Origin of the sequence: Pseudomonas frigoris (assembly GCF_047758635.1) — a bacterium.
GTDB classification, from domain to species: domain Bacteria; phylum Pseudomonadota; class Gammaproteobacteria; order Pseudomonadales; family Pseudomonadaceae; genus Aquipseudomonas; species Aquipseudomonas frigoris.
This window is the reverse complement of record NZ_CP180479.1, coordinates 6,779,430-6,805,123: the sequence shown is the minus strand read 5'-3', so window position 1 is coordinate 6,805,123 and position 25,694 is coordinate 6,779,430. Positions and strand designations below refer to the sequence as shown.

The 25,694-nt window shown below is 59.4% G+C and carries 27 protein-coding genes; 13 read left to right on the top strand and 14 right to left on the bottom strand.

Going from position 1 to position 25,694, the window contains the following annotated elements; genetic code table 11:
* Nucleotides 1-262: 262 nt before the first annotated feature.
* Nucleotides 263-1,936 carry a putative bifunctional diguanylate cyclase/phosphodiesterase gene (locus tag ACMXYH_RS31465; RefSeq protein ID WP_415765923.1) on the top strand — a complete coding sequence of 558 codons (1,674 nt, stop codon included), beginning with the start codon at nucleotides 263-265 and terminating at the stop codon, nucleotides 1,934-1,936.
* A gap of 122 nt (nucleotides 1,937-2,058) precedes the next feature.
* On the opposite strand, the gene ACMXYH_RS31460 is transcribed toward ACMXYH_RS31465, so the two are convergent.
* On the bottom strand, nucleotides 2,059-3,456 hold the full coding sequence (locus ACMXYH_RS31460; protein ID WP_415765921.1) for a NorM family multidrug efflux MATE transporter: 1,398 nt from the start codon (nucleotides 3,454-3,456) through the stop codon (nucleotides 2,059-2,061).
* 158 nt (nucleotides 3,457-3,614) lie between these two features.
* Here ACMXYH_RS31460 and ACMXYH_RS31455 point away from each other — a divergent pair, with 158 nt between their 5' ends.
* The 3 genes from ACMXYH_RS31455 (at nucleotide 3,615) to ACMXYH_RS31445 (ending at nucleotide 8,021) form a co-directional block, all read left to right on the top strand.
* The gene (locus ACMXYH_RS31455; RefSeq protein WP_046053830.1) at nucleotides 3,615-4,535 is read left to right on the top strand and encodes a LysR substrate-binding domain-containing protein; all 921 of its coding nucleotides are present in this window, start codon (nucleotides 3,615-3,617) and stop codon (nucleotides 4,533-4,535) included.
* Nucleotides 4,536-4,718: 183 nt separating this feature from the next.
* Nucleotides 4,719-6,695: a methyl-accepting chemotaxis protein gene (locus tag ACMXYH_RS31450; RefSeq protein ID WP_415765920.1), complete on the top strand. Its 1,977-nt coding sequence runs from the start codon at nucleotides 4,719-4,721 to the stop codon at nucleotides 6,693-6,695.
* A gap of 111 nt (nucleotides 6,696-6,806) precedes the next feature.
* Nucleotides 6,807-8,021, top strand: a complete 1,215-nt coding sequence (locus ACMXYH_RS31445) for an aldose 1-epimerase family protein (protein WP_415765919.1) — start codon at nucleotides 6,807-6,809, stop codon at nucleotides 8,019-8,021.
* An 80-nt stretch (nucleotides 8,022-8,101) separates the two neighbouring features.
* Here the strand turns inward: ACMXYH_RS31445 and ACMXYH_RS31440 are convergent, their stop codons facing one another.
* Nucleotides 8,102-8,437 (bottom strand): hypothetical protein, encoded by a 336-nt coding sequence (locus ACMXYH_RS31440; protein ID WP_415765918.1) that lies wholly within the window; start codon nucleotides 8,435-8,437, stop codon nucleotides 8,102-8,104.
* Between the two features lie 17 nt (nucleotides 8,438-8,454).
* The gene (locus ACMXYH_RS31435; RefSeq protein WP_415765917.1) at nucleotides 8,455-9,948 is read right to left on the bottom strand and encodes a YifB family Mg chelatase-like AAA ATPase; all 1,494 of its coding nucleotides are present in this window, start codon (nucleotides 9,946-9,948) and stop codon (nucleotides 8,455-8,457) included.
* 503 nt (nucleotides 9,949-10,451) lie between these two features.
* Between ACMXYH_RS31435 and ACMXYH_RS31430 the strand changes: the two genes are divergently transcribed.
* Together ACMXYH_RS31430 and ACMXYH_RS31425 are read left to right on the top strand one after the other, a co-directional pair.
* Nucleotides 10,452-10,658, top strand: a complete 207-nt coding sequence (locus tag ACMXYH_RS31430; protein ID WP_415767771.1) for a type II toxin-antitoxin system RelE/ParE family toxin — start codon at nucleotides 10,452-10,454, stop codon at nucleotides 10,656-10,658.
* Nucleotides 10,659-10,666: 8 nt separating this feature from the next.
* On the top strand, nucleotides 10,667-10,972 hold the full coding sequence (locus ACMXYH_RS31425; protein WP_030129123.1) for a HigA family addiction module antitoxin: 306 nt from the start codon (nucleotides 10,667-10,669) through the stop codon (nucleotides 10,970-10,972).
* Nucleotides 10,973-11,024: 52 nt separating this feature from the next.
* Here the strand turns inward: ACMXYH_RS31425 and ACMXYH_RS31420 are convergent, their stop codons facing one another.
* Complete coding sequence (locus ACMXYH_RS31420) at nucleotides 11,025-11,552, bottom strand: BRO-N domain-containing protein (RefSeq protein WP_415765916.1); 528 nt, start codon at nucleotides 11,550-11,552, stop codon at nucleotides 11,025-11,027.
* A 411-nt stretch (nucleotides 11,553-11,963) separates the two neighbouring features.
* Nucleotides 11,964-12,224, bottom strand: coding sequence for an accessory factor UbiK family protein (locus ACMXYH_RS31415; protein WP_008076132.1), 261 nt, complete (start codon nucleotides 12,222-12,224; stop codon nucleotides 11,964-11,966).
* Nucleotides 12,225-12,643: 419 nt separating this feature from the next.
* Between ACMXYH_RS31415 and glnK the strand changes: the two genes are divergently transcribed.
* The 4 genes from glnK (at nucleotide 12,644) to sutA (ending at nucleotide 15,422) form a co-directional block, all read left to right on the top strand.
* On the top strand, nucleotides 12,644-12,982 hold the full coding sequence (gene glnK, locus ACMXYH_RS31410) for a P-II family nitrogen regulator (protein ID WP_002555808.1): 339 nt from the start codon (nucleotides 12,644-12,646) through the stop codon (nucleotides 12,980-12,982).
* Between the two features lie 35 nt (nucleotides 12,983-13,017).
* On the top strand, nucleotides 13,018-14,355 hold the full coding sequence (locus ACMXYH_RS31405; RefSeq protein WP_033060693.1) for an ammonium transporter: 1,338 nt from the start codon (nucleotides 13,018-13,020) through the stop codon (nucleotides 14,353-14,355).
* A 215-nt stretch (nucleotides 14,356-14,570) separates the two neighbouring features.
* Nucleotides 14,571-14,996, top strand: coding sequence for a secondary thiamine-phosphate synthase enzyme YjbQ (locus ACMXYH_RS31400; protein WP_008030499.1), 426 nt, complete (start codon nucleotides 14,571-14,573; stop codon nucleotides 14,994-14,996).
* Between the two features lie 102 nt (nucleotides 14,997-15,098).
* Nucleotides 15,099-15,422 (top strand): transcriptional regulator SutA, encoded by a 324-nt coding sequence (gene sutA / locus ACMXYH_RS31395; RefSeq protein WP_129440056.1) that lies wholly within the window; start codon nucleotides 15,099-15,101, stop codon nucleotides 15,420-15,422.
* Nucleotides 15,423-15,621: 199 nt separating this feature from the next.
* On the opposite strand, the gene ACMXYH_RS31390 is transcribed toward sutA, so the two are convergent.
* The 6 genes from ACMXYH_RS31390 to lptM are packed head-to-tail and all read right to left on the bottom strand — an operon-like array spanning nucleotide 15,622 to nucleotide 20,241.
* Nucleotides 15,622-16,326 (bottom strand): HAD family hydrolase, encoded by a 705-nt coding sequence (locus ACMXYH_RS31390; protein ID WP_134420877.1) that lies wholly within the window; start codon nucleotides 16,324-16,326, stop codon nucleotides 15,622-15,624.
* Nucleotides 16,323-17,222, bottom strand: a complete 900-nt coding sequence (gene xerC, locus ACMXYH_RS31385) for a tyrosine recombinase XerC (protein ID WP_008150257.1) — start codon at nucleotides 17,220-17,222, stop codon at nucleotides 16,323-16,325. Before xerC ends, ACMXYH_RS31390 begins: the two co-directional genes overlap by 4 nt.
* Nucleotides 17,223-17,224: 2 nt before the next feature.
* Entirely contained in the window at nucleotides 17,225-17,950 is a 726-nt protein-coding gene (locus ACMXYH_RS31380) for a DUF484 family protein (RefSeq protein WP_046045082.1), read from the bottom strand.
* Between the two features lie 13 nt (nucleotides 17,951-17,963).
* On the bottom strand, nucleotides 17,964-18,794 hold the full coding sequence (gene dapF / locus ACMXYH_RS31375) for a diaminopimelate epimerase (protein ID WP_149630711.1): 831 nt from the start codon (nucleotides 18,792-18,794) through the stop codon (nucleotides 17,964-17,966).
* Between the two features lie 4 nt (nucleotides 18,795-18,798).
* Complete coding sequence (lysA, locus tag ACMXYH_RS31370) at nucleotides 18,799-20,046, bottom strand: diaminopimelate decarboxylase (RefSeq protein ID WP_007894881.1); 1,248 nt, start codon at nucleotides 20,044-20,046, stop codon at nucleotides 18,799-18,801.
* A gap of 9 nt (nucleotides 20,047-20,055) precedes the next feature.
* On the bottom strand, nucleotides 20,056-20,241 hold the full coding sequence (lptM, locus tag ACMXYH_RS31365) for an LPS translocon maturation chaperone LptM (protein ID WP_129440066.1): 186 nt from the start codon (nucleotides 20,239-20,241) through the stop codon (nucleotides 20,056-20,058).
* A 358-nt stretch (nucleotides 20,242-20,599) separates the two neighbouring features.
* On the opposite strand from lptM, the gene cyaY reads away from it, so the two are divergent.
* The 3 genes from cyaY (at nucleotide 20,600) to rnk (ending at nucleotide 21,848) form a co-directional block, all read left to right on the top strand.
* Complete coding sequence (gene cyaY, locus ACMXYH_RS31360) at nucleotides 20,600-20,932, top strand: iron donor protein CyaY (protein WP_129440070.1); 333 nt, start codon at nucleotides 20,600-20,602, stop codon at nucleotides 20,930-20,932.
* A 4-nt stretch (nucleotides 20,933-20,936) separates the two neighbouring features.
* Nucleotides 20,937-21,155 carry a DUF1289 domain-containing protein gene (locus ACMXYH_RS31355; protein ID WP_129440072.1) on the top strand — a complete coding sequence of 73 codons (219 nt, stop codon included), beginning with the start codon at nucleotides 20,937-20,939 and terminating at the stop codon, nucleotides 21,153-21,155.
* Nucleotides 21,156-21,437: 282 nt separating this feature from the next.
* Complete coding sequence (gene rnk, locus ACMXYH_RS31350; RefSeq protein ID WP_046045088.1) at nucleotides 21,438-21,848, top strand: nucleoside diphosphate kinase regulator; 411 nt, start codon at nucleotides 21,438-21,440, stop codon at nucleotides 21,846-21,848.
* Nucleotides 21,849-21,853: 5 nt separating this feature from the next.
* On the opposite strand, the gene ACMXYH_RS31345 is transcribed toward rnk, so the two are convergent.
* The 3 genes from ACMXYH_RS31345 to ACMXYH_RS31335 form a co-directional block, all read right to left on the bottom strand.
* Entirely contained in the window at nucleotides 21,854-24,700 is a 2,847-nt protein-coding gene (locus ACMXYH_RS31345) for a class I adenylate cyclase (RefSeq protein ID WP_134420871.1), read from the bottom strand.
* 206 nt (nucleotides 24,701-24,906) lie between these two features.
* Nucleotides 24,907-25,152: a TIGR02647 family protein gene (locus tag ACMXYH_RS31340; RefSeq protein ID WP_008150272.1), complete on the bottom strand. Its 246-nt coding sequence runs from the start codon at nucleotides 25,150-25,152 to the stop codon at nucleotides 24,907-24,909.
* Between the two features lie 216 nt (nucleotides 25,153-25,368).
* Nucleotides 25,369-25,653 (bottom strand): hypothetical protein, encoded by a 285-nt coding sequence (locus ACMXYH_RS31335; RefSeq protein WP_129440076.1) that lies wholly within the window; start codon nucleotides 25,651-25,653, stop codon nucleotides 25,369-25,371.
* Nucleotides 25,654-25,694 lie beyond the last annotated feature (41 nt).

Sequence of the window (25,694 nt, the reverse complement as noted above, 5' to 3'; positions counted from 1 at the left end):
ACGAAATCAGGGAGTCGTTTGCGAAATGGGCCGGCATTTTAACAGGCTCAGCGAATTGTGCTGCTCTCTCCGACTTGTGACGCAGCGCGCTATCTATATTTGCCGGTTTTGATACTTTCACGCAGGATGCGCGGTGAGTTTGCGTCTAATGTTCGTAATTCCGGATACAAAGCCGCGTTTGTTAACCGGTGTCATTTGGTCATTGGTTATCGGCGCTGCATAATGCCGCCGCCTACATCTTTGCAGAGTCTAGGGAGCTAGCTTGTCTACGCCTGTCGAACCCTTGCGTTTGCTGCTACTGGCCGAAGAGCCAGCGTGGGCAGCGTTGTTGCGTGAGTGTCTGGCTCCGATGGGGAGCTCGACCGTGCTGATCAGCGCGCCGAGCTGGGAGTCAGTCAGCAGTCTGTTCGATGACAACCGCGGTGCGGTGTTGTTGACGATTCCAGCGCTTCAGCCTCTACCTGGCCGTTGCAGCCTGCCGACGGTATTGCTGCTCGAACATGAGCCGCTGTCGCCGCCCGATGGTGTGAGTGACTGGCTGGTGCGCGATTTGCTCGATCCCGGCATGTTGCGCCGTTGCCTGCGGCATGTGCGCGAGCGTGGCGTGCTGGAAAACACCCTGCAGCGCCTGGCCGAGCAAGACCCGCTGACCGGCATCGCCAATCGCCAGGGTTTCCAGACCTTACTGGCGGCACGCCTGGCGGAAAACGACGGCCGCGGCCTGGCCCTCGGTCACCTCGACCTCGACAACTTCCGCCACGCCAACGATGCCCTCGGCCACCAGGCCGGTGACCGGTTGATCCTGCAAGTGGTCGCGCGGCTGAAAAGCCAGCTTGAGGCCAGCGATCAATTGGCGCGGCTGGGCAGTGATGAGTTCGCCCTGCTGATCGACACCCGCCGCGCGCCTCAGCGCGCCGAATGGATGGCCGAGCGCATTACGGAAGCGCTGGCCGAACCTTACTGGGTCGATGGCGAAAGCCTGTTGATCGGTTCCAGCCTCGGTATTGCCCACGCCCGGGCTCAGGCCGGCGCCGACCCGCTGATGTGGCACGCACACATCGCCATGCAACAAGCCAAAAGTACGCAGGGCTGTACCTTTCACATCTTCAACGAACGCATCAACCGCAATGCCCGCAGCATGGCCGACCTCGAAAGCGAGCTGCGCCGGGCATTGCGTCGTGACGAGCTGGAATTGCATTACCAGCCACGCCTGAACCTTGAGGACGGGCAGATCGTCGGCCTCGAAGCCTTGGTACGCTGGCGTCATGGCGAGCGCGGCTTGCTGCCTCCCAGCGAATTCGTGCCGCTGGCCGAGCAGAGCGGTTTGATCGTGCCGCTCGGTTACTGGGTGATTTCCCGTGCCTTGCGCGACATGCAGGCGTTGCGCGAACGGGGTTTGCCGGCGTTGCACATGGCGATCAACCTGTCGTTCCGGCAGTTTCAGGACAGCCAGTTACTGTCGACGCTGAGCCGGTTGATTGCCGAGCGTGGCGTCGAGGCGCAATGGCTGGAGTTCGAACTGACTGAAACCGCGGTGATGCGCCGCAGCGATCTGGTCAAACAGACCATGGATGCCCTGGGGCGTCTGGGTGTGCGCTTCTCCCTCGACGACTTCGGCACCGGTTTCTCTTCGTTCGTGCACCTCAACAGCCTGCCGATTGCCTTATTGAAGATCGACAAGAGCTTTGTCGGCGGCATGGAACAGCGCGAAGAGAATCGAAAACTGGTCCACGCGATGATCAATCTGGCACACAACCTCAATCTGGAAGTGGTGGCCGAAGGCGTAGAAACGCCGGAGCAACTGGATCTGTTGCGCGGGTTTGGCTGCGATCAGGTGCAAGGATATTTGATCAGCAAGCCGTTGCCGTTGGCGGAGCTGGTTGAATACCTAACCTTCGGCAGCAGTCAGCAGCCTGCACTGGAAGTCGTGAGTTAATGTCGGACCAATGTGGGAGCGGGCTTGCTCGCGAAGAGGCCGTGTCAGTCAACATCAATGTCGACTGACACACCGCTTTCGCGAGCAAGTCGAATCGTCGCACCGCCGCTCCCACAGGGATCTTAGTCAGGTTGGGCGATTTGGAAACTTGCCCCTGACGATGGCTCCCGACGAATCATCTTTTTCATCTTCCACTCAAACGCCAGCGTCAGACTCACCGCCGCACACGCCAGCCCCAGCGCCAATCCCCACCAGACACCCGTCGGCCCCCAATTCAAATGGAAGGCCATCCACCAGGCGGCTGGCGCGCCAATCAGCCAATAGCACCCCAAACCCACCAGGAACGTGGTCTTGGCATCCTTGAGCCCACGAATGCAACCCATGGCGATGGTTTGCGTGCCGTCGAACAGCTCGAACCACGCGGCGACCGCCAACAGGCTCACGGCCAGGTTGATAACGTCGCGGAACGCCGGGTCATTGTGGTCCAGAAACAAACCGATCAACTGATTCGGCAGCAACCAGAAGACCATGGCGAAGGCAAGCATCGCCGCCGCGCCAAACGCGATCCCGACCCGTCCGGCCAGCCGTGCATTCAGCAGCTGCCCGGCGCCGTAGTGCTGCCCGATGCGCATGGTGATCGCATAGGAAATCCCCGCCGGAACCATGAACGCCACCGAGACGATTTGCAGGGCGATCTGGTGTGCGCCCATTTGCGTACTGCCCATGGTGCCCATGCACAGCGCGGCGAACGCAAACAGTCCGACTTCCACCGCGTAGGTGCCACCAATCGGCAGGCCCAGGCGCCACAGTTCCTTGAGGTATTGACGGTTAGGTCGCGACAAGCCCTGACGCAAGGGATAAGCGTCGTAGGCCGGATGCCGACGTATGTGCCAGGCCAGCGCCAGCGCCATGCAGTTGGCGACAATAGCGGTAACCAGCCCGATGCCCATCAACCCCAGTTTCGGCAGACCGAACATGCCGGTAATCAATGCGTAATTGAGCAGGAAGTTGGCCACGGTGCCGCCGAGGCTGATGACCATCACCGGTGTTGCCCGGCCGATGGCACTGGTGAAGCCGCGCAGGGCCATGAAGCTCAGGTAGCCGGGCAGGGCGAACGGCAGGATCAGCAGGAATTGCCCGGCCGCGTGGACGTTGGTTTCGGTCTGGCCGAACAGCAGCAACACCGGCTTGAGGTTCCACAGCAGCAGCCCGGCCACCAACGCCATCAACCACGCCAGCCATAACCCGGCCTGGGTCAGCCTGGCGGCGCCGACGATGTCGCCGGCACCCTGACGGATTGCCACGAGGGTGCCGACCGCGGCGATCACGCCAATGCAGAAGATCGACACGAACGAATAAGTTGCTGCGCCCAGACCGCCACCGGCCAGCGCCTCTGGACTCAGGCGCGCCATCATCAAGGTGTCGGTGAGGATCATCAGCATGTGCGCCAACTGCGAGGCAATCAACGGCCCCGCCAGCCGCAGGATGGCCCAGAGTTCGGTACGTGCTGGATGCTGCATGGTCATCACGCTCGATTATCAGAGAGGACAGGAAAGCGTCGATTCTCGGCGCTCTACGGGGTTTGCACAAAGGGATAAAAAGGATGGGTTGCATGATTCAAACTCATGCTGAAGAGTTTCTGCTAGGGTGACCGAATCCCGCTATAGGAGCTTTCCGAATGTCCCGTCGTCTTCCTCCCTTGTATGCCCTGCGCGCATTCGAAGCGGCGGCGCGGCACAGCTCGTTTACCCGTGCGGCCGAAGAGTTATCGATTACTCAAAGTGCGGTCAGTCGGCATATTCGTACGCTCGAAGAGCATTTTGCCTGTCGGCTGTTTCACCGCAGCGGGCGCAATCTGCAACTGACCGAGTCGGCGCGGTTGATCCTGCCCGGTATTCGCGAAGGCTTCACCGCCCTGGAGCGGGCCTGCAATACCTTGCGCGCCGAAGATGACATCCTGCGCATGAAAGCGCCGTCGACCCTGACCATGCGTTGGCTGCTGGCACGGCTCAGCCGCTTTCGGCACCTGCAACCGGGCAACGAGGTGCAATTGACCAGCGCCTGGATGGACGTCGACTCGGTGGACTTCAACCATGAACCGTTCGACTGCGCCGTCATCCTCAGCAACGGGCATTTTCCGCCGGACTGGGAGGCGAGTTTCCTGTTCCCGGAAGAGCTGATTCCAGTCGGCGCGCCGAATCTTTTGCAGGATCAACCGTGGGATGTCGCACGGCTGGCCAATGCCGAACTGCTGCACCCGACACCGGATCGTCGCGACTGGCGCAGTTGGCTGGAACGCATGGGGCTGGCGGATCAGGTGTCGCTCAAGGGCGGGCAGGTGTTCGACACGCTGGAACTGGGCATGATCGCTGCCGCCCGAGGTTATGGCGTGTCCATGGGTGATCTGCTGATGGTCGCGGAAGATGTGGCTCAGGGACGTCTGAGTCTGCCGTGGCCGACGGCCGTCGCCAGCGGTGAGAAATATTACCTGGTCTGGCCGAAAACCCGCCCCGGAGGTGAACGTTTGCGCAGGCTCAGCGACTTCCTGCAAGGAGAAGCCCGAGCAATGGAATTGCCTGACGTTCAACACTTGGGCTGAATCGATAGAGCCGCCGCAATGGCGGCCTTGAGCCATATCCCGGCTAATTACTCAAGTATTCAGATTTTCCGCCGAAAATGCAGGTGGAACCTTCGTGCAGGTTCGACGCAATTCCCATTATTAGAATTTTGCTGAGTATGCAGCCAGATCAAGGAGGATCCGGTCGCTCGGCCAGGAGCTGTCATGTCTCAACCTCGTGCCCGGATCGCCTCACAGCTTGGTCTTGCGCTTGCCGTGATACTGGCGATTGTCATCAGCGGCAGTACCGTGTTCGCCCTGCGTTCGCTGGACACCGCCAACCTTGCCACCCGCGAAGAACACCTGGCCAGTGAAGCCCGGTTGCTGGCCGATCAGTTGAGTACCTTTCACGGCACGTTGCGTGAAAGCACCCAGCGCCTGAGCGGTCTGTTCGAGAAGCGCTTCAGCGCCGGTTTGAGCGTGCACCCGGATGAACCGGTGGCGGTAGCGGGCGCGCAGACGCCGGGCCTGCACCTGGGCAGCGAAGTGCTGAACAACAATTTCAAGGAAGTGGATGAGTTCAAGCAAATGACCGCCGGCGTGGCGACGGTGTTTGTGCGCAGCGGCGAAGACTTCATCCGGGTCAGCACGTCCCTGAGCAAACAGGATGGCACCCGAGCCATCGGCACGCTGCTCGATCACGCGAACCCGGCCTATGCCCGCTTGATGGCGGGGCAGGCCTACGTCGGTCGCGCCTTGTTGTTCGAACGCTCCTACATGACTCAGTACACCCCCGTACGTGACAGCGGCGGTAAGGTGATTGCCGTTCTGTTCGTAGGATTCGACTACACCGACGCGCAGAACGCGCAGTTTGCCAACCTCAAGCGCTTCCGTATCGGCCAGACCGGTTCCCTGGCGCTGCTGGATGAACAGAGCAAATGGCTGGTGCCGATCGCGGGCGTACAAGCGCTGGATCAAGCGACTCCGACCATCGTTGGCTTGGCGAGAACGCCGGGCAAGGGCGAGTTCTGGAGCGACAAGTCCGAAGATTTCTACAGCATTGCCGTACCGTTTGAAGGCGGCCCATGGTCGGTGGTGGCGAGCATGCCGAAAACCGAAATTCGTGCCGTGACCTGGAGTGTCGGCATTCAATTGGCGATTGGCAGTCTGCTGGCGATGTTGATCGCTGTGGGGGCGGCGGTCTGGTTGCTGCGCAGCAAACTCGCGCCGCTGGGTGATCTGGTGCGTCAGGCCGAAGCCTTGGGCGCCGGTGATTTGAGCGTGCGGCTGAACGTATCGAGCAATGACGAAATCGGTCAGTTGGCCCGCGCGTTCAACCAGATGAGCCAGGCGCTGTCGACCATGGTCGAACACATCCGCAAGGCCTCGCAAGAGGTCAACAGCCGCGCCCAGGCCTTGTCCGGTCTGTCCGGCGGCGCCTATGAAGGGATGGAGCAGCAGTCGGGCGAAATCACCAGCATGGCCGGCGCCGTGGAAGAGTTCAGCGCCACTTCCCTGAACATTGCCGACAACATGGGTAACACCCAGCGTCTGGCTCAGGAAAACGCACAGCAAACCCAGATCGGTCGTACGTCGATGGACGAAGCGTCCTCGTCTCTGGAGCAAATCGCCGGCGCGCTGAACAGCACGGCGACGGTGATCAATACCTTGGGTCAGCGCTCCCAGGAAATTGGTGGCATCGTCGGCGTGATTACTTCGATCGCCGATCAAACCAACCTGCTGGCCCTCAACGCCGCCATCGAAGCCGCTCGTGCCGGTGAGCAGGGGCGTGGTTTCGCCGTGGTAGCCGATGAGGTTCGTAACCTGGCTTCCCGTACCCGCCAGGCGACAGATGAAATTTCCGGCATGATCCAAAGCATCCAGCAGGAAACCGGCAACGCCATCAGCACCATGGAACAGGGCAATGTGTTGATGCAGGAAGGCCTGTCACGCAACGCCAACGTCGCCAGTGCCCTGGCACGGATCGATGAGCAAAGCCGCTCGGCCGGTCAGCAATTCGCGGCGATCACCACCGCCACTCAAGAACAGAGCAGTACCGCCACCTTGCTGAGCAGCAACCTGCAAAGCATTGCCCTGGCGAACAGTGAGCAGCGAGAAGTGGTGTCCAATCTGGCGATCACCGCCAAAGAGCTGGAGAAGCTGGCGGCGGATTTGCGGCATGAGGTTGATCGGTTCCGCTGAGGCACCGCCGCATTCTTTCTCTGCCATGAGCTGAGTTGTGTTGTTTTTAAGCTTGATGAATCGTTTCAGCAAGACTATAAAAACGACACAACTCCAAGAAAGGCTCCTGTCATGACTCCGCTCAAACTCATCATCGCTCTCGGTGCGCTGTCGGCTACCTCCCACGCCATGGCTTGGGACTACGTGTTGCTCGACACCGACAAAGCGGCCCAGAACTGGCAGATCACCAGTCAGCAACTCGGCATCAAAACCGGTAAACCCTTCTCGGTCACCCTGCGCACCTTGCACGGCGGTCGGCAGGAGGGCGTCAGCATCGTCGATATCGATAACGGCACCATGAAGCTCTCGGTGGTGCCGACCCGCGGGATGAACGTCCTGCAGGCGTCGGTCGGTGATTTGCGCATGGGTTGGGATTCGCCGGTCAAGGACGTGGTCAATCCGTCCTTCATCGAACTCAATGGCCGCGGCGGATTGGGTTGGCTGGAAGGCTTTAACGAACTGGTCGCCCGCTGTGGCTACGAGTGGGTCGGTCACCCCGGCATGGACAACGGTGAACTGCTGACGCTCCACGGCCGCGCCGCCAACATCCCGGCCAGCAAAGTCACGTTGCACATCGATGAAAAAGCGCCTTACACCATCAGCCTGCGCGGCGAGCTGAAAGAGCAGGCGTTCAAGAAAGTCGACTTCTCGGTGATGACCGAACTGGTCACCGAGCCCGGCAGCGCAGCGTTCGCCCTCAAAGACACCCTCACTAACAACGGCGATTATCCAAAGGAATATCAGGCGTTGTACCACAGCAATTTCAGTACTCCATTCCTGGAGCAGGGCGCCCGTTTCGCCGCACCGGTGAAACAGGTATCGCCATTCAACGACAAGGCCAAAGGGGATTTGCCGGATTGGCAAACTTACCGTGCGCCAACCAAGGACTACGACGAGACGGTTTACAACGTCGTGCCTTACAGCGATGCCAAGGGCGATACGCTGACCGTGCTGCATAACAAAGCCGGGAGCCTTGGGGTGTCGGTTGGGTTTAATACTCAGCAGTTGCCAGTGTTTTCGCTGTGGAAAAACACGGATACGCAAGGGCAGGGGTATGTAACCGGATTGGAGCCTGGGACGAGTTTTTCCTACAACCGTCGGTATCAGCGGCCACTTGGTTTGGTGCCGATGATTGGGGTTAAAGAGCAGAGGCAGTTTCAGATCCGGTATAGCTTGCTGGCGGATAAAGGGGCTGTGGATAAGGCTTTGAAAACGGTGAACGACATTCAGGGTGGTCGGGAGACTGAGGTGCGGCAGGCGCCTTTGGTGGATTTGAGCAAGGAGTAAACTCACTTTAACTCCCTGTCCGTCGAGAGGGCGAGACGAGCAGTAATGTCTGCGATAGGTATTCACTGCTCGTTGAGGTGTCAAAAGGGAAGCCTCATTTTTGAGGCTTGTGCGGCATCAAACAAACGCCGGATAAAGTCGAAGTCGTTCCAGGTTTGATTGGTATAAAACCGGTATTCCTTGTCTTCGATATCATCGAAGTAATAGATGACGTACTCCGCATATTTTTCATCGGAGTTGAAGCTGTAGCGCAGAGAAAGGGAAAATCCTGTTTCTTTTAGTTTTACGAACGAGTTGTTGTCGTCATAACTCCAGGAAAATTCGCCTTGTTCCGTCTTCTCGGTCAACGCTCTTACAAAGTTCAGGAATCTAGGCGGTAACATATTGTCGCCTTCTGGCCGGGTTAAGCTTTTCAAAATTCTCTTTGACGTTTTCACGCTGAGGCTGGTCGATATTGCAATGCTTCCGCCAAGTGCGCGCGTGTAATTGCATTCACCTGTTCAAGGTCTGCCAATGTACGGGCTACTTTGAGCAGACGGTGGGCCGACCGGAGTGACAAGGTCAAACGCTCGCAAGCAGTTTCCAGCCACGCTTCGTCGGTTGTGGATAACTTGCAGTGTCGACGCAGCCCTGGCAAATCAAGAAATGCGTTGGCACAGCCTTGGCGTATGTTTTGACGCTCCCGGGCGTTGGCGACCAGAACCGCAGCAGTGGCGGTGTCATCGCCGGGTTTGAGCGCAGGATTCAACGCTGTGGCCTCCCGAGCGACAGTCAGGTGCAGGTCGATCCGGTCCAGCAGAGGCCCCGACAATTTGTTGCGATAACGCTGGACCATGTCCGGTGTACAACTGCATTTGCCGCTGGGTTCGCCGAGATATCCACAGGGACACGGGTTCATCGCGGCCACCAGTTGAAAGCGCGCCGGAAACCTCACGCGATCCTTGGCGCGGGAAATCACGATGTGGCCGGATTCCAACGGCTCTCTTAAAACCTCCAACACCTTGCGATCGAATTCCGGAAGCTCATCGAGAAACAGAACGCCATGGTGGGCGAGAGTTATTTCGCCGGGTTGCGGTTTCGAACCACCGCCCACCAATGCCGGGCCCGAGGCGGAGTGATGGGGCTGGCGGAATGGTCTTTGCGGCCAGTGGCTCAAGGGCACGCAACTGGTGACGGATTGAATAGCTGCGACTTCCAGCGCCTCGTTTTCGGCCAAAGGAGGGAGCAGGCCCGGCAAACGACTCGCCAACAGCGTTTTCCCGGTTCCCGGCGGTCCGCTAAACAGCAGGTTATGAGCCCCAGCCGCCGCAATCAGCAATGCGCGCTTGGCCGAGATTTGCCCCTGCACCTCATTCAAGTCGGGATACGGCTTGCTGGCGTAGAGCAACCCGTTGGAAACGTAGGGCTCGACCGGCGTATGTCCATTGAAGTGCGCAACGGCTTCCAGCAGGTGATCCACGGCAAACACCTTCAACCCCGACGCCAGGCACGCCTCCTCGGCGTTCGCCCGCGGCACCATCAACGAGCGCCCGGCCTTTCGTGCGGCCAGCGCGGCCGGCAACACGCCTCTCACGGCACGTACCGCGCCTGACAGCGCCAACTCTCCCAGGCATTCAATGTCATCCAGCGTCAGCGTCGGCACCTGCACGCTGGCGGACAGAATCCCCAAGGCAATCGCCAGATCAAACCGTCCGCCATCCTTAGGTAAGTCCGCAGGCGCGAGATTCAGCGTGATGCGCCGCGCAGGGAATTGCAGCCCCGAATTGATGATCGCGCTGCGCACCCGATCCTTGCTTTCCTTTACTGCCGCTTCGGGTAAACCAACCATCGTCAATGACGGCAGACCGTTGGCCAGATGGACTTCTACGGTAACGGCGGGCGCATCGACACCAATCTGGGCGCGGCTGTGAACGATGGAGAGGGACATGGTCGTTCCTTGAGCTTTACGGGAACCGCTTCCTGCGGTTTTTTGAAGGGTAGTCGGGGGCGCGTGATGGCGCAGGCGCCAAATTTTCGCAGGATGTTGCGAGTGTCTTTCTGATGGGTGAAGCGTAAGGGAGTGGGGATTTGCGACGTAATCAGTCGCGGGATGAGGTTGTTGTAGGACGTTGCCTGGATCTATGAAGGACGGCGGCGAAAGCTGAATCGAAGGCGAAAAAAAACCGCCTTGAGGAAGCGGTTTTTTATGTGCGGGCTTCGGTGAGGCCAAGACCTGCGTCCTTAGTGAATACAGTCACGGTGCTGAGGTTGTTCACCTTTTGTTTCGAATCAGGCGTAGCGGGAGTCGCATTGGCGCATTTGCATAAGTGAATTCAGGTTATACACTCAAGATTAATGCATAACGTTAAGCTTTAAATTATGATCGTTAGCTTTAAGTGTTCTGAGACCGAGTACCTGTTTCGCAACGGTAAGACCCGTATGTAGTCAGCCATTCTGAGTGTCGTGGAACGAAAGCTGACGATGCTTGATGCTGCTGCCGTACTGATTGACCTTCGATCACCGCCGGGTAATCGCTTGGAGGCATTGGGGGGAAATCGAAAAGGTCAGCACAGCATCCGTATCAACGCTCAATGGCGAATTTGCTTTGTTTGGGGTCTTAACGGGCCAGAGAATGTCGAAATCGTCGATTATCACTGAGGTGAGTAATGACTAAGAATGGTATGCGCCCGGTTCACCCCGGCGAGATCCTCAAAGAGGAATACCTGGAGCCTCTGAGCCTTACGGCGGCAGCCTTGGCTAGAGCATTGAGCGTTTCGACACCAACGGTGAACGACATCGTGCTCCAGCGTCGGGGTGTCAGCGCTGATATGGCTCTAAGGCTATCTATCTGTCTGGACACGACCCCGGAATTTTGGCTGAACCTGCAATCGACTTACGATTTGCGCAAAGCCGAGATTGAGCGAGGGGCAGCGATCCGGGATCAGGTTGAGCGGCTTCCGCACTGCGCCTGATCCTCAATTCCTGAACGAACCCCACGCTATAACGTGGGGTTTTTTTTGTCGTTCAGAATGCCTGGAGTATTCGGGAAGCACGCTTCCACCAAGGTGCATTGACTGCAGGCTGCGGCCGTTCACTATCCGCCAGCATCTGCGGAACATCCTGCAACCTAATCCACGGTTGGTTATTCCAGTGCAGCAAACTCAACGACATCTCTGGCCAGTTCAGCAGGCTCAGGATCGGGCGTTCGGTTGAGGTGGGTTGTTGGGCGTCTCTGAGGGCTGGCACTACGTTGTGGGTTAGCCATTCGCGCAGGCCTCGGTATTCGGGGCAGTAGTGGTAGACGAGTAGGGCGTAGACGCCGGACTCGCTGATTAGCAGGGTGTTTTCGATGGTGCCGTGGATGAGTATCCGTAAGGTCTGGTGCTGGTCGGGATCGAGTTTACGGACGGCGCGTTCGTCGAGGAACAGGCGAAGCAATCGGCCCAGGTCTCGGGCGCAGAACCAGGCTTGGTTTTCCAACAGTAGGGTGTGGAGGTGGAGTTTGTGGCGGGTGAAGACGTGTGGGGACAGATAAGCGTCATCGCTATTCATTGATACAGCTCCTTTTGCTAAAGAGGCTGCCGTCAATCGTCGCCAAACGATTGGGGTGGCAGCTGTACGCGGGTTGGCGAACCGGAGCAAAAGGAACCCGGCAGACCCGAAGGTCTCCCACGCACAGCCGCCATAACTCGAGAGATGGTCGTCGTGCACCTTAAGCTTCCAGGTCGCCAAACCCAGTGCTGAATATTCAGCTGAGGATGAGCTTAGGAACCTGGGCTTTGCGACGCTATCGGACGGCGGTGGTGATCTTTGTAGGACGTTGCCGAGATGGTGGCGGGGCGGCAGATCAGAAGATCGCAGCGTTGGGCAGTTCCTACAGGTAAATCTGAAGGTCGTTCCGACCTTATTCGCGAGCAAGCCCGCTCCCACATTAGATCGGATTTCAAAGTGGGATCTGCGGCGTTACTCGGCCGGTGGATTGAGCTTCGCTTCCAGCTCCGCAACCTTCGCCTCAAGACTCTCCAACCGTGCCCGCGTCCGTGCCAGCACGACCATCTGGCTATCAAACTCTTCCCGGCTCACCAGGTCCAGCTTGCTGAAGCCGCTCTGCAACAGCGCCTTGAACTGGCTTTCGATTTCGCTTTTCGGCAGTGGGGTGTCGCCGCTGAAGAGGCGGGAGGCGGTGCCGCTCAGGGCATCGAGGAAGTCTTTGGGCGCGAGCATGGGAAATGTCCTGTCAACAATGGCGGGCAGTGTATCACGCAGTGTCTATAGTCAATCTCGCAGTCAGGGGTGCACGCTTTTTGCGCATGGGGACGGACGGCTGTGCACTGTTGTTGTGCGTATCCGTCGGGCCATTTGCGCGAAGCCGCTTGCAGCAGCGGCCAAAGGCTTGAAACCAGTGGGTTTCGGCGAGATGGCAAGCTTTCTGCTTAGTCGGTAGTGACCCATGCACTGATGCAGTCGCTGTGACGAATGCAGTGCGCCAAGCGGAACGGGGGCAAGTGTTTCGTGCGGAGTGGTTAGCAGGCGTCGGACGGGCAGGTAAGGCCGACGATGCGTTACAAAGCCAGGCACTGCGCTTAGACTTGAGTCGGGTTTGTTTTCCTGGGGCAAGTCCACCAATTCGGGAGAGAGTTTTCATGAAGCTAGTCACTGCCATCATCAAGCCGTTCAAACTGGACGACGTACGCGAGTCGCTGTCCGAGATCGGCGTGCAGGGCATTACCGTTACTGAAGTCAAAGGCTTCGGTCGGCAGAAGGGTCACACCGAGCTGTATCGCGGCGCGGAATACGTGGTCGATTTCCTGCCAAAGGTGAAGATCGACGTCGCCATTGACGACAAGGATCTTGACCGGGTTATCGAGGCGATAACCAAGGCTGCCAACACCGGCAAGATCGGTGACGGCAAGATCTTCGTGGTCAATCTGGAGCAGGCGATTCGCATCCGTACCGGCGAAACCGATACCGACGCAATCTAAGCCGCCACAAACCCAACGCCCCAGGAGAAAACAATATGACTCTGCGTAAATTCGCAGGGCTAGGAGCCCTGTTGTCCCTCGTAATGCCCGGCCTGGCCATGGCGGCAGACGAAGTGGCAGCCCCAGTCCTCAACTCCGGCGACACTGCCTGGATGATGACCTCGACAGCCCTCGTGCTGTTCATGACCATTCCCGGCCTCGCGCTGTTCTACGGCGGCATGGTTCGCTCCAAAAACATTCTTTCCGTGATGATGCAGTGCTTCGCCATTACCGGTCTGATCAGCATCCTGTGGGTCATTTATGGCTACAGCATCGCGTTCGACACCACCGGCATGGAACAGGGCGTCATCAACTTCAACTCGTTCTTCGGTGGCATGGGCAAGGCATTCCTCGCCGGTGTCACGCCAGCGAGCCTGACCGGGCCTGCGGCGCTGTTCCCTGAAGCGGTGTTCGTCACCTTCCAGATGACGTTCGCCATCATCACCCCTGCGCTGATCGTCGGTGCCTTCGCCGAGCGGATGAAGTTCTCCGCCATGCTGATCTTCATGGGCGTCTGGTTCACTCTGGTTTATGCACCCATCGCGCACATGGTCTGGTCCGGTAACGGCGGCCTGTTGTGGGACTGGGGCGTGCTGGACTTCGCCGGTGGCACCGTGGTGCACATCAACGCCGGTGTGGCCGGTCTGATCGCCTGCCTGGTACTGGGCAAACGTAAAGGCTTCCCGACCACCCCGATGGCGCCGCACAACCTCGGTTACACCCTGATGGGCGCTGCCATGCTGTGGGTTGGCTGGTTCGGCTTCAACGCCGGCTCCGCCGCAGCGGCCAACGGCACTGCCGGTATGGCGATGCTGGTGACCCAGATCGCAACTGCCGCCGCCGCACTGGGCTGGATGTTCGCCGAGTGGATCACTCACGGCAAACCAAGTGCCCTGGGTATCGCTTCGGGTGTTGTGGCCGGTCTGGTTGCAATCACGCCAGCCGCTGGCACCGTCGGCCCGATGGGCGCTCTGGTCATCGGTCTGGCTGCCGGCGTGGTGTGCTTCTTCTGCGCCACCACCCTGAAACGCAAACTCGGCTATGACGACTCCCTGGACGCCTTCGGCGTGCACGGTATCGGCGGTATCCTCGGCGCGATCCTGACCGGTGTCTTCGCTGCACCGTCGCTGGGTGGTTTCGGCACCGTCACCGACATCGCCGCACAAGTCTGGATTCAGTGCAAAGGCGTGGGCTTCACGGTGATCTACACCGCGATCGTCACCTTCATCATTCTCAAAGTGCTGGACGCCGTCATGGGTCTGCGTATCACTGAGGAAGAAGAGGCGGTCGGCATCGATCTGGCACTCCACAACGAACGCGGCTACAACTTGTAAGTACGCGCACAAAAAAACTTGCCCGGCTTGCCGGGCATTTTTTTGTCTGGAGTTTGTCAGTGAAGGAACTGCTGAAAGGTTTTTTCGTACACGTTTAGTGGCGTTTACGACGAGCGTTTTTCTGCGGCCAATGGCTTACATGATTGAAGGAATATTAGGGCCTTTGTTTTTTCCCAGAGCGCGCTAGAATGCGCCCCGAACGTGCGGAGAACTGTATGTGGCAACAGACTCTGATTACCCTGCGGGCGAGGCCCCGGGGCTTTCATCTGGTAACAGACGAGTTACTCGCCGGCCTGCCTGAACTCAAGGCATGTCGGGTCGGCCTGTTGCATTTGTGGCTGCAGCATACCTCGGCGTCGTTGACCATCAACGAGAACGCCGATCCGGCGGTACGTCGCGACTTCGAACGATTTTTCAATCGTCTGATCCCACAAGGAACAGACGGCTATGAGCATAACGACGAAGGCCTGGACGACCTCCCGGCGCACTTCAAGGCCAGCGTGCTTGGCTGTCAGCTCAGTTTGCCGATTTCGGCAGGCCGACTGGCGTTGGGGACCTGGCAAGGCGTTTATCTGGGCGAGCACCGTGATTTTGGCGGTGCCCGTAAAGTCCTCGCCACCGTGCACGGTGAAGAGGCATAAACCGCTGGTTGCCAGCGGTTGTAGAATTTTTTCCGGCGGCCTTCGACAGACGGCGAAGCTGGGCTATAACTAATCTGCTTTTCGCAAGTCATGAGGTAGAACATGAGCGACGATGATCTGGAAAACGACGACCTCGAAGTAGGCGACGACGACGAAACCGAAGAAGGTCTGGAAACAGCAGCGGAAGACGTTGCTGACGACGATGGCGGTGAAACGCCCGTTCCGACCGCCAAAGGCAAAGCCAAGGCAGCGGTATCGGTCGATGAGCTGCCGAGCGTCGAAGCAAAAAACAAGGAGCGTGACGCTCTGGCGCGGGCCATGGATGAGTTCCTGGCCAAGGGCGGCAAGGTGCAGGAAGTGGAGGCCAATGTGGTCGCCGATCCGCCCAAGAAGCCTGACAACAAGTACGGCAGCCGGCCTATCTGAGCCTGCTACTTGCTTGCTGAAAAAGCCCGCCGTCGCTGCGGGCTTTTTTATGGGCAGTGTAAAAATCTGGAATTTGCAGTGATCCCCTGTGGGAGCGGGCTTGCTCGCGAAGGGGCCGTGTCAGTCAGCATTGATGTCGACTGACACACCGCTTTCGCGAGCAAGCCCGCTCCCACATTTGATTTTGTACTAAACAGGATCAATGTTGGGCGTTCCAGAGGGCCAACAACGCCGGCAACTCGCTCAGGCTGCGTATCTCGGCATCTGGTGCCTTCTCGGCTTCCCAAACTTTGCCCGTCGGGTTAAACCAGATCGCGCGCAATCCCGCCTGCTGGGCGCCGGCAATGTCGTCACCCGGATGATCGCCGATATGCACGGCCGTCTCGGCCGTCGCACCACCACGCTGCAACGCCTCATGAAACAGTCGCGCATCCGGCTTGCCGATGCCGATGTCTTCGGCGCACAAGGCAAACTTGAAGTAATCCGCCAGCCCTAACCGGCGCACATCGGCGTTGCCATTGGTGACCACGCCGAGCGCGTAGTGATTGGCCAGAGTCTCCAGGGTCGGTTGCACCTCCGGGAAGATGTCCAGCTGATGCCGCGCATGCAGAAACACTTCAAAACTCTTGTCGGCCAGATCTGAGGCCTGACCATGGTCGTAACCGGCCTCTTCCAGCGCGTGGAACAAGACTCGGCGGCGCAGGGCGCTGATGCGGTGCTTGAGGCCCGGCTCACCGCTCAGGATCCGTTCGCGAATCGCCCACAAATGCTCCACCGGCACGGCGCCCAGATTTGGTGCGTGTTCGGTCAGCCATTCACGCAATATGGCTTCGGCGCTGACGATCACCGGGGCGGTGTCCCACAGGGTGTCGTCGAGGTCGAAGGTGATCAATTGAATTCTCATGACTCATCGCCTTTGATGCGTTTGGCCCTTGGATGGGCGCTGTCGTAAACCGTCGCCAAGTGCTGGAAGTCCAGGTGGGTGTAGATCTGGGTGGTTTTGATGTCCGAGTGGCCGAGCAACTCCTGAACCGCTCGCAAGTCCTGGGAAGACTCCAGCAAATGGCTGGCAAAGGAGTGGCGCAGCATGTGCGGATGCAGGTTCTGTCCCAGTTCGCGCTCGCCAGCGGCTTTAACCCGCACCTGAATCGCCCGTGGGCCGAGGCGCCGGCCTTGCTGGCTGACAAACACCGCGTCGTCCGCCGGGTTGGTCATGGCCCGTAGCGGCAGCCACAACTCCAGCGCTTCGCGAGCTTTTTTGCCGACCGGCAGCAGTCGGGTCTTGCTGCCCTTGCCGAGCACTTGAACCATGCCGTCGGCCAGGTCCAACTGATCCAGATTAAGTCCGGTCAGCTCCGACAGCCGTAAACCTGAGGAATAGAACAGCTCCAGGATCGCTTGATCCCGACGTGCCAGAAAATCATCTTCCACCGCGCCCTCAAGCAGTTGCAGCGCGCGATCGGTGTCGAGGGTTTTTGGCAGCCGACGTTCGCCCTTCGGCGGCGCCAGGCCGTTGGCCGGGTCATGGTCGCAGAGGCCTTCGCGGTTCAGATAGTGATAGAGCCCGCGCACCGCCGACAGCAGCCGCGCCAGGCTGCGCGAAGATTGGCCCTGTGAATGCAGACGAGCGATCAGGCTGCGCAGGCGCTGGATGTCCAGGGCCGCCCAACTGCTGATGTTCTGTTTGACGCACCAGCCCAGCACTTTGTCGAGGTCGCGACGGTAGGCATACAGCGTGTGAGGCGACACCTGCCGCTCACTGCGCAGGTGTTCGCAGTAAGCGTCCAGTTGCCGTTCCACGATCAGCGTACCGAGCGCAGGGAGGTGTTGACCCGTGGCAGCACGCGACCCATGACTTCGGCGATGTAGCTGAGAAACAGCGTGCCCACCGAGCTCTTGTAGTGCTGCGGGTCGCGGCTGGCGATGGCCAGGACGCCGTGGATGCCTTGGTAGCTGATGGCGACGACGGCGGTGGAGCCGATCTGCTTGCGCTGTTCTTCGCCAAACAGGAAGTCCAGTTCGTGTTCACGCAGGCTGCCGCTGACGCTTTTGTCTTCCGAGAGCAAGCCGCCGATGGCCGTTTGCGCGTCGGCATGAGTGACCCAGCGGCCGACCGGCATCGGGTTGTCACCCAGCAGGATCAGGCTGACGAAGGGCACCTGGAAGTCCTGGCGCAGACTGTCTTCGACGCTGATCACCACGTCTTCCAGGCTGGTGGCGTCCATCAGCGCGAGAATCAGGCGGCGGGTCTTGTCGAAAAGGCGGTCGTTGTCGCGGGCCACGTCCATCAAGTGCGAGAGGCGATGACGCAACTCGATATTGCGGTCGCGCAGGATGCTCATCTGGCGTTCGACCAGCGAGATGGTGTCGCCACGCTGGTGCGGAATGCGCAAGGTTGCGAGCAGTTCTTCGTGCTCGACGAAGAAATCCGGATGAGCCTCCAGGTACGCGGCAATAGCCGCCGCCTCAAGGCTTTCGGAAGGGGATTCGTCGGGCTGTAGGGCGGGAACCTGGGGCTTATCTTTCATGGATTCGACTCTCTCAAAGACGCACTTGTCCTTCATAAACGCGCACTGCCGGGCCGGTCATCATGACCGGTTGGCCAGGGCCTGCCCATTCAATGGACAAACGCCCGCCGGGCAGGTCGATCAATAGCGGCGAATCCATCCACCCCTGGCTGATCGCGGCCACTGCGGCAGCGCAAGCGCCGGTTCCGCACGCCTGGGTTTCCCCGGCACCGCGTTCCCAGACGCGCAACTGCGCGCGGTTGCGGTCGATGACCTGGAGAAAACCGACATTGACCCGCGCCGGGAAGCGCGGATGGTTTTCGATTTTCGGCCCCAGTTCATGCACCGGTGCATTGTTGATGTCGCTGACCCGCAGCACGGCATGGGGGTTGCCCATGGACACGGCGGCCAGTTCGACCGCAGTACCGTCGACGTCAACCTGATAACTCAGGGCCTGTTCCGGCGCGTCGAACGGAATGTCGGCCGGTACCAGGCGCGGTGCGCCCATGTTGACACCGATCTGCCCGTCGCTGCGGATATCCAGTTCGATGATGCCGCTTTTGGTCTCGACGCGGATCTGCCGCTTCGCGGTCAGGCGTTTGTCGAGCACGAAGCGTGCGAAACAGCGCGCACCGTTGCCGCACTGTTCCACTTCGGAGCCGTCGGCGTTGAAAATCCGATAGCGGAAATCCACGTCCGGGTTGCTGGGTGCTTCGACGATCAGCAACTGGTCGAAACCGATACCCGTATGCCGATCGCCCCATTGCTTGGCGTGTTTGGGCAGGATGTGCGCATGCTGGCTGACCAGGTCGAGGACCATGAAGTCATTGCCCAGGCCGTGCATCTTGGTAAAACGCAGCAGCATGGTTTTACTCCGGCAGCAGGCTTTCGCCAGCAAACAACTCGGCTACCGTCTCACGGCGACGCACTTCAAATGCCTGATCACCGTCCACCAACACTTCAGCGGCACGGCCGCGGGTGTTGTAGTTGGAACTCATGACAAACCCGTAGGCACCGGCCGAATGCACGGCCAGCAGATCGCCTTCTTCCAGGGCCAGCTGACGGTCCTTGGCCAGGAAGTCGCCGGTCTCGCAGATCGGCCCGACGATGTCGTAGGCACGGGCAGCGGAGTTGCGCGGGCGCACGGCGGTGACGTCCATCCAGGCCTGGTACAGCGCCGGGCGGATCAGGTCGTTCATGGCCGCGTCGACGATGGCGAAGTCTTTGTGTTCGGTGTGCTTGAGGTACTCGACCTGGGTCAGCAGCACGCCGGCGTTGGCGACGATAAAGCGGCCCGGCTCGAACACCAGTGCCAGGTCACGACCGTCGAGACGCTCGCGCACGGCTTTGATGTAGTCGGCAGCCAATGGCGGCTCTTCATCGCGATAACGCACGCCCAAACCACCACCGAGATCGATGTGGCGCAGGTAAATACCGCAATCGCCGAGGCGGTCGACCAGGCCCAGCAGGCGGTCAAGGGCGTCGATGAAGGGCGGCAGGGTGGTCAGTTGCGAACCGATGTGGCAATCGACGCCGACCACTTCCAGGTTTGGCAGTTGGGCGGCGCGGATGTACACGTCTTCGGCGTCGGCGATGGCGATGCCGAACTTGTTCTCTTTAAGACCGGTGGAAATGTACGGGTGGGTGCCGGCGTCGACATCCGGGTTCACGCGCAGCGAGATCGGTGCGCGAACGCCCAGCTCGGCGGCGACCACTTGCAGACGTTCCAGCTCATCGGTGGATTCGACATTGAAGCAATGCACGCCGACTTCCAGGGCGCGACGCATGTCGTCACGGGTCTTGCCGACACCGGAGAAGACGATCTTGTCGGCGCTGCCGCCAGCGGCCAGTACGCGTTCCAGCTCGCCACGGGAGACGATGTCGAAACCGGCGCCCAAACGCGCCAGGACATTCAGTACACCCAGGTTGGAGTTGGCCTTGACCGCAAAGCAGACCAGGTGCGGCATGCCGGCCAGCGCATCGGCGTAAGCCAGGTACTGGGCTTCGATGTGCGCACGGGAGTAGACGTAGGTCGGTGTGCCAAAGCGTTCGGCGATGGCGGACAGGGCAACACCTTCCGCGAACAGCTCGCCGTCACGGTAGTTAAAAGCGTCCATGGCGTTCCCTTATTGGTAGACGTCGTGCTTGTGTGCTTTCGACGCAGGCTGCTTTTGCGAGGACTTGGCTTGCTCGGCAGGGTCCTGGCTATCGTCAGGCAGGTACAGCGGGCCTTTTTGACCACAGGCCGATAATAAGCTGACAAAAGCGACGAGCGAAGCGAGCGCAGCAAGGGAAGAGATCAGGCGCTTCATGGCGAAATCCTTGAAAATGCATTAATTGCGCCGGAGTATACCGGCCACCCGGCAGCTTGCCTATGCGACGGGGCTCCCGTCCGGCGGGGCTTGGCATGATGTCGGCGAGTTATATGCAATCCATTGTGGGAGTGGGCTTGCTCCGGGCGGCGTTCCGACGAATGCGGTGGTTCAGTCAACAAACATGTTGGATGTGTCGGCCTCTTCGCGAGCAAGTCGGGTCGCCGCATCGCCGCTCCCACAGGTACAGCGCTACCATATCGATATCGACGCTTGATCGTTATCCTTTGCAATCACCGGGGCTCGCCCGTATCTTGCGGCGCTTGAGCGTGAGTAGACACTTTTTGAGGTTCCCGCAATGAGTTTGACTGAAGCCCGTTTCCACGATCTGGTCGATGCCACCCAGCAAGCGCTGGAGGATATTTTTGACGAGTGTGACCTGGATATCGATCTGGAGAGCTCGGCCGGTGTGCTCACCGTCAAGTTCGAAAACGGCAGCCAGTTGATTTTCAGCCGTCAGGAACCCCTGCGGCAGCTGTGGCTGGCGGCCGTGTCCGGCGGGTTTCACTTCGATTACGACGAAGAGAGCGAGCGCTGGATGTGCGACAAGAGCGAAGAGCAACTGGGCGAAATGCTCGAGCGCATCGTCAAGCAGCAAGCTGACGCCGAGCTCGATTTCGAAGGCCTGTGAGATCGTGACTCAGCCTGCGCCCGTTCGACCGCCAAAACCGCTCTACAGCAATGTCAGCCCGGCGGTGGCTTCGCCATGCAGCGGTGTGTGTCGGCTGGATGAACAGAAGGTCTGCCTTGGGTGTTTTCGCCATGTCGAAGACATCCGCGAATGGCGCTCGGCCGATGACGATCGGCGGCGAGTGATTTGCGCGCAGGCCATCCAGCGCAAATCCTGCGCCTGACGCGCAACTTGTGGGAGCGGGCTTGCTCGCGAATGCGGTGTATCAGTCGATATCAATTTTGACTGTCACACCGCATTCGCGAGCAAGCCCGCTCCCACAGGGTCTACTCTGAGTGAGCTCACGATTTTCCCCTGTCAGGGCCGTGGTCACCCCTGACTTGTATATTTATTGAGCTGTGATAGTGTCGAGAAACGCCTCAACCCATCGAGGCTCGTGAAAACCCCGCCTTTTTCTGGCGGGGTTTTGCTTTTTCTGTGCAGAAGAAAGGAGTCTGCCCAAATCATGACCGCACCTTCAATCACCCTTACCCGTCTGGACGTGCAACGTCTGGAGCGCCTGATCGACAGCCTGGATGACACGCTGCCGGGCGTTATCGCGCTGCAAACCGAACTGGATCGCGCCGATACCCTGGTCGGTCACGATGAAGTGCCCGCCGATGTCGTAACCATGAATTCCCGTGTGCATTGCCGCGAAGAAGGCAGCGGCAAGGACTATCACTTGACGCTGGTTTATCCGAAGGATGCCAATGCCGACGAAGGCAAGATTTCCATTCTGGCGCCGGTCGGCAGCGCACTGCTCGGTCTCAAGGTTGGTCAGCATATCGACTGGCCGGCACCGGGTGGCAAGACACTGAAACTGACCCTGCTGGAAGTCGAATCGCAGCCGGCCGAGGGCGGCCACTTTCCGGAATAACCCCCTCAGACCTGCTCGAGCGCCTCGTTCAGTGCGCGCTCCAGGTCAGCCTTGTAGCGCAAATACAAAATGCTTGAACTCTGACCATCACCGAGCAGGCCCGACAGGTCCAGGTCGGTGATGTAGCAGCGATAGCGTTCGGTTTCACGGCGCTGCTCGACGATTTCCCGGGCGACCACGCTGAACAGTTGGTCGCCATGCTCCAGCTCTGAAAACTCCCGCTGATTGCAATACAACGTGACCTGCACCTGTCCCGGTGCGGCTTTACCGACAATCGCCTGCACGTCGTAGAACGGTTTGTTGACCGGGGTTTGCGGCGCTGGCCGAGCTTCGACCCGACGCGCCCGCACGGGGCCGGAGGGCAGCAGTTGGTAATACAAGATGTCCAGGCTCAGCGGCTGGGCGACGTCCATCGGCAGCAAGGCGTCGCGCCGGTACTGGATCGATTGCAGGAAACGTTGCAGCGGCACCAGCAGGCTTTGCTCGTCGTGGTAGGGCAAGCGCTGCTGCCACAGGGCATTGAATTCATCCAGCACGTACAGGTCGGCGCGGTACTCGTTGATCCGGTAGAACACCTGAATGCAATCGGGCTGGCCCATCGGCAGAACCAGCGCCAGGTCGTGGTCTTCCAGCGCCATCGGGTCCAGGTGCAGCGGGCTGTAGCTTGCCAGCTCTTCGCCCAGGTAATCGACCAGCGCCGGTAGCGTGGCGAGGGCGACATGATTGACCTGGCCGGGCACCAATTCCAGCACGTGGTAGTGCTGCTGGACCTGAATCAGGTAGCGATGATTGAGTTTGCTCAATAGCAGGTTCTGCGCGGTGTCGAGGATCTCTTCGACCCTCCGGGCGATGAACTGTGCGCGGTTGTGGCAGAAGCAACGAACCCGCAACGTGGGTTGTTGTAGCCCGCCGGGCAGGTTGTTGAGGTAATCGCGCACGCAGTCGAGCAGCGCGTGAGGGCCGTCGAAGCGGTTGACCAGCACTTCGTTCCAACTGTTGAGCGTGACCTGATCCAGGGTCAGCACCAGGTTTTCCCGGACGCCGGCGTAACTGAGGGAATCAGTGCGCTCGGTGGTCATCAGGATGTTCAGGTCGCGGTGGTGCTTGAGTGGATCGACGCCGACGTTCACCAGGATAAGCACTTCACTCGGCACGCTGGCGCGCAGTAACGGTTCTTCGGCGACGGTCGTCAGCGGCAGGGCGATGCTCTGTTGCAGGCTGCCGAGCAGGTTGAACAGTTCGAACTCGCTCAGGTCGCTGCTGCCGGGATGCAAGGCCAGGCGAGTGCTGCTGTCGATCACGCCATTGCGGTGACACCAGGTCAGCAGTTCCAGCAATTGGCGGCTGCGCTTGATCGGTGCGAAATGCTCCCATTCGAGGGCCGTCAGGCTACCGTTGTACAAACCCCACTGAGTTTGACCCGATTCTTTTTTGTTCGGCGCGTGCACCAGCGTGAGGGTGTCTTCGGCCAGATCCGGGGCGATGCCAGGGTTGATGAACTCGACCTTGTCGGCCTTGCGCTCGAAGGCCGCGTACAACCGGCGACCCAGCACGTTGAGGTCGCGCTTGTTGATCAGGCTGACGGTCTGTTCGTTGCGGGCGAACTGGGTCAGGAAGCGATAGCTGTAATTGAGCTCGTTGACCAAGGCCCTGCGTTCAGAACCGACCTGACGGACTTTCCACTGGCTGCGGCTATCGAGCAGGGCCAGTTGACGATGATCCCACTGCCATTCGTGGGCCAGGCGTTTGAGCAACGAACGCTGCCAGCTCTGAGTGCGACTGTTGCTGCCGGTGAGTTTGCGATTGACCTTCAGGTACAACGCCCGGCGTACCAGCTCCAGCCGTTCCGGCTCGCCACGGGCGGTCAGGTATTCCTCGATGCGCCGGTAGACCACGACGTACGGATCCAGCTCATCAAGGTCGAGCCGATTGGCAAACACAGCTTGCTTGAAACGCAGGCTCAGGCAATGAACCTTGGGGTGTTCGCTGGCATAGACCTCGATCAGCAGCAGTTTGAGGACCGATTTGTACGGCGACTCGATGCCCTTGAACAACTGCCAGAGTCCGGCGCCGATGAACTCCCCCGGCGGGATATAGGCCAGATGCCCCAGGTCCAGGGTTTCATCGGCACGGATGAAGCGCTTGGACATCAGCGTGTGGGTGTAACGGTCGTAGCTCGCTTCTTCGTAGACCGGCACCAACCACCAGATGGGCGTGCGTCCGGCCAGCCAGATCGCGGTGCGGTAAAACTCGTCCAGCAGCAGATAGTGCTGGGTGGTGCCGCAGTCTTCCGAGCTCAGTTGCGTATCACGTTCGCCGCGTACGAAACGGGTCGGGTCGATCAGGAAGAAATGCGCCTCGGCGCCCTGACTGGCGGCCCAAATTTCGAGGAGTTGGCATTTTTTGCGCAGTTCAGCGAGGTCGCTTTCGCTCAAGTCCGGCCCGTGACAAACCCACACGTCCATGTCGCTCTGATCGGCCTGGGCGAGGGTGCCGAGGCTGCCCATCAGGAACAGGCCGTGAATCGGTCGCGGCGGATTGCTGCCATGGCGGGGCTTATAGGAAAACGAGCGGGTCAGGCGTTGGGCTTCGGCGAGGGTGTTGGCGTCGGGTTCGTAATTCGACAGCCCGGCCGGCGTGCTGCCCGAAACGTACCCCGGCAACAGCGGATGATTGACGTGGAAAAACAGCGGCAACAGGGTCAGCACCGCTTGCTGGCGGGTCGACAACCCTTCCATGGCACGGGCCATACGGCCTTCGTTGAGCTTCAGAAAACGTGCGCGCAGTTGGCTGAGAACCTTGCGGTCGATTCCCTCGTCCAGATCGGGGCGGATTTCATGGGTGCGGGTCATGTCAGCTCAAACCGGCTCGCAGGGCTCAGACGTGGGTGTCTGCGGATGAGGGGCAGTTTAGCGCCTCGGCTCCAGGACTTTTAAGCTGATTTTGTTTTTCTGGCGTCAGATTTTTATCTCGGGGCGACGGCAGGCAACAGGGCCGGTAACGAAATGTGCCCGCGGAAATCCCGTAGCAGGGGTTTCCGTGGGCGCTACGGTAATGCTCAGGCAGTTTCCCGGACGTTGAGAATGGTCAGAACGGTTTGCACATTTTGCGCGGCGTCACGACCGAGGCTGGTCAGATAACCACCATCTGGCTGGGTGATCAGTTCTTTGTCGAACAGTCTTTGGGCGGCGGCAATGGCTTTCGGGGCAGCGGTCTGATGAATTTTCAAACCTTCCTGGGAACTGTCCAGGTTGAAGAGTGCGAGGATTTCCAGTTCGGCAACCAACTCAGGGGTAAGCGACATAAGGACTCCAGACTTTCTAGGAATTGGACGATAGCGCCCCTAAGGTGATCCCACTCGGGCGGCATGTCCAGTGCTCGCGACAGGGTTTTTTCGCCTTGGGAAGCATTCCCCGGTGGGTGGTGCGGCAGCGGGGTGGATTCAGTGTAGTCAGGGTCTGAGAAACGGTTGCCTGAATTGAAAAAGATCGCAGCCTTCGACAGGTGCGATCTTTTGATTTTATTTCTTTTCCGGCGGCAACTCTGGCAATGCACGCAACGCAGCTTCATACCATTCGGAGTTGAACGCGCGGTCTTCTTCGAGGATCGCGTCAATTTCCACTGCCAGAACGTGGGCCATCAGATTGAGAATTTCTTCACGCTCGTAACCCACCAATGTCAGCTTGTTGAAGGTCGCCTTGGCGGCCGGCGGGTTGTCGCTTTCGATCTGGTTTTCGATGGCTTCGACCAGGGTATTTTCGGCGAACTCTTCTTCGTCGATGTCGATATCAGTTGGCTCGCTCATGGCAGGCTCCTCAAGTTAAGGCGGCCAGTTTACCTGCATTC